The 2,650-nt window shown below is 73.7% G+C and carries 3 protein-coding genes; 1 reads left to right on the top strand and 2 read right to left on the bottom strand.

Going from position 1 to position 2,650, the window contains the following annotated elements; all coding sequences use genetic code 11:
• Positions 1–103: 103 nt before the first annotated feature.
• Positions 104–670: a hypothetical protein gene (locus ACWJ6R_RS34235; RefSeq protein ID WP_449066187.1), complete on the bottom strand. Its 567-nt coding sequence runs from the start codon at positions 668–670 to the stop codon at positions 104–106.
• Between the two features lie 78 nt (positions 671–748).
• On the bottom strand, positions 749–1,327 hold the full coding sequence (locus tag ACWJ6R_RS34240) for a TetR/AcrR family transcriptional regulator (RefSeq protein WP_449066188.1): 579 nt from the start codon (positions 1,325–1,327) through the stop codon (positions 749–751).
• A gap of 52 nt (positions 1,328–1,379) precedes the next feature.
• On the opposite strand from ACWJ6R_RS34240, the gene ACWJ6R_RS34245 reads away from it, so the two are divergent.
• The gene (locus ACWJ6R_RS34245) at positions 1,380–2,498 is read left to right on the top strand and encodes an FAD-dependent monooxygenase (protein WP_449066189.1); all 1,119 of its coding nucleotides are present in this window, start codon (positions 1,380–1,382) and stop codon (positions 2,496–2,498) included.
• The last annotated feature ends 152 nt before the right edge of the window (positions 2,499–2,650 follow it).

Below are 2,650 nucleotides of genomic sequence, written 5' to 3' on the forward strand. Positions count from 1 at the left end.
GGAACCCGGCCTATTCACGATGAACAGGAACAAAAGCTAACAAAACTCCCTCTCAGGCGGCACGAAGGCTCAGGCGGCACGAAGGCTCAGGCGGCACGAAGGCTCAGGCGGCACGGAACACGACGGTCGTGGTGAACGTCGTGCCGTCGACCTGCAGGACGTAGCAACCGGGCCCGCCGACCGTCGTCGTCCCCGGCAGATCGCTCGTCGGAGAAGCGAGCTCGGCGTAGTGGCCGCCGTGGCGCTGCTCACCGATGTAGGAGAACCTGCTGCTCGCGGTGCCCTCCCCGTCGATCCGGGCGGCCCGGACAAGGACCGGCCCGCTGTATCCCGCGCCGATCCAGCGGACCTTCTTCACGTAGGAGCCGTCGGGCCTGCGGTCGTCGGCGCGCAGTTCCAGGACGGTGCCGTCCCTGAAGTAGTCAGCGACCGGATACACCGGCCCGTCGCCGAGCACCGCCGTCGCCACGCCGGGGCCGGACCACCGGCGCGGGGCGGTGGTGGGGCATCCGCCCCCCGCCGGGATGCGGGGGATCCGGAGCGCCCGGGGTGTCAACGTCGCCGAGGGCGGCGAGGCCGACGGCGGTGGAGCCGATGAAGCGGCCGGATCCCGCGGCGGCGGATCGTCGCAGGCCGCCACGGTCAGCGCGAGCAGAACGAGCGCTGTCACCTGCCTCGGTGCCTTCATCAGAGCCACTATCACCCAGAACGTCCACGCTGTCACCGTCGACGGGAAAGTGCGGCGGCTTCAGCCCGTCGGCGCGAAGCCGTGCAGCAGGGACCGGACCACCTCGTCGGGGTCGGGGAGGTCGAGGCCGAGCAGGCCCCGGTAGGCCACGAGCCCGGCGAACAGGTCGGTCAACAGCCACAGGTCGGCATCCGGGCGGAGCTCGCCGCGCCCGATCGCCCGTTCGTAGACCACCCAGGACCGGGCCATCCGATCGCGCATGCTCGTGCGGACCAGGTCGGCCACCACCGGGTCGCGGCCGGTCTCGCCCAGGACCTGGCGGCTCAGCGCGGCGAGCCGGTCGTCCCGCCAGACCGCCAGCGTGTCGACGACCACCTGCCGCAGGTCACCGGCGAGCGAGCCGGTGTCGGGGATGGCGACCCGGACGTCGAGCACCTGGGTCAGCGCGTCCAGCAGCAGGTCGCGCTTTGTCGGGTAACGGCGGAACACGCTGGCGCGACCCACCCCGGCGTGCGCGGCCACCTCGTCCATCGTCATCTCCAGGCCGCGCTGGAGCAGCAGTTCCAGTACGGCGGAGCGGATCTTCGCGTCGACGGCCGGATCGGGCCGCCGGCCTCGGGGGGACGGAGATGTCGACATATATGATACTTTCAATATCAGATACTTGGAGTATCAAGATTGAGGTGGCGTGATGAGAGTACTGGTAGCCGGTGCGGGCGTCGCCGGACTCGCCGCCGCGCGCGGCCTGGTCAGGGCGGGACACGAGGTCGAGGTGCACGAGCGGGCCCCCGCGCTGCGCACGGTGGGCGGATCGGTGACGCTCTGGAGCGGGAGCACCGGGATCCTGCGCGACCTCGGGGTCGACCTGACCGGCGTCGGGCGGCGCATCGACACGATGGAGTCGTGGTCGTCCGGCGGGCGGCCGCTGGTCACCGTCGACATCGCCGCCGTGGCCCGCCGCTACGGCACGCCGAACGTGCACCTGCCCCGGCAGCGGCTGGTCGAGCGCCTCGCCGACGGCCTGCCCGAGGGCACGCTGCGCTTCGGCTCCGCCTGCACGCGGGTGGACCCCGAGCGGGGCGGACTCGCCTTCGCCGACGGCGGTACGGCGCGCGGCGACGTCGTCGTGGGCGCGGACGGGCGCTCCTCGGTGGTGCGCGACCACCTGTGGGGCGCCGACCCCGCCCGGCTCACCGAGTGGGTCACCTGGCAGGGCTTCATCAGGCGCCCGCTCGACCTCGTCTCGTCCCATCGGGCCATCATGATCGTCGGCCGGGAGGGGCTCTGCGGCCTCATCCCGGCAGGCGAGGGACTGCTGCTGTGGTGGTTCGACCACCGGGTCGACCACCGCGAGCCGCCGCCCGCCTCACCCGCCGAGGCGCTGGCCGAGCGCTTCGGGAGCTGGGCCGCGCCCGTCCCCGAGGTGCTCGCCGCGATCGACGGGATCGACCGCTTCACCCACCACCGCCACCGCGTGCCGAAGGTCTGGGGCCGCGGTCGCGCGACGCTCGCCGGGGACGCCGCGCACTCCATGCCCCCGACCATGGCCCAGGGGGCGAACCAGGCCCTGGAGGACGGCTGGACGCTGGCCCGCGAGCTGAACGGCGCCGGTCCGGTCACCGAACGGCTCCGCCGCTACGAGCGGATCCGCTCCCGGCACGCCGCCCGGGCCGCCGACCTGGCGGCCACCGAGCAGACCGACAGGTACCGGCCGCCGGCCCTGATGCGGCTGCTCCCCGACCGGCTGGTCACCGCGGGCTACACCGCCTGGCTCCGCCGCGTCAGCACCTACCTCGGCAGCACCGCCTGATCCCGGCCGAACGGTCCCGGACGGCCCGGAGCGGTCCCGAGCGGCGTCGCACCACCCCGTCAGGCGCCGGGCGGGCGCGCCCCGGCCTCCGCGGCGCCGTCCTCGTCCGCGGGACCCTCCCCGGTGAAGCCGCGCAGCCTCCGGGCTGAGCA

This window comes from Planomonospora algeriensis, assembly GCF_977012225.1.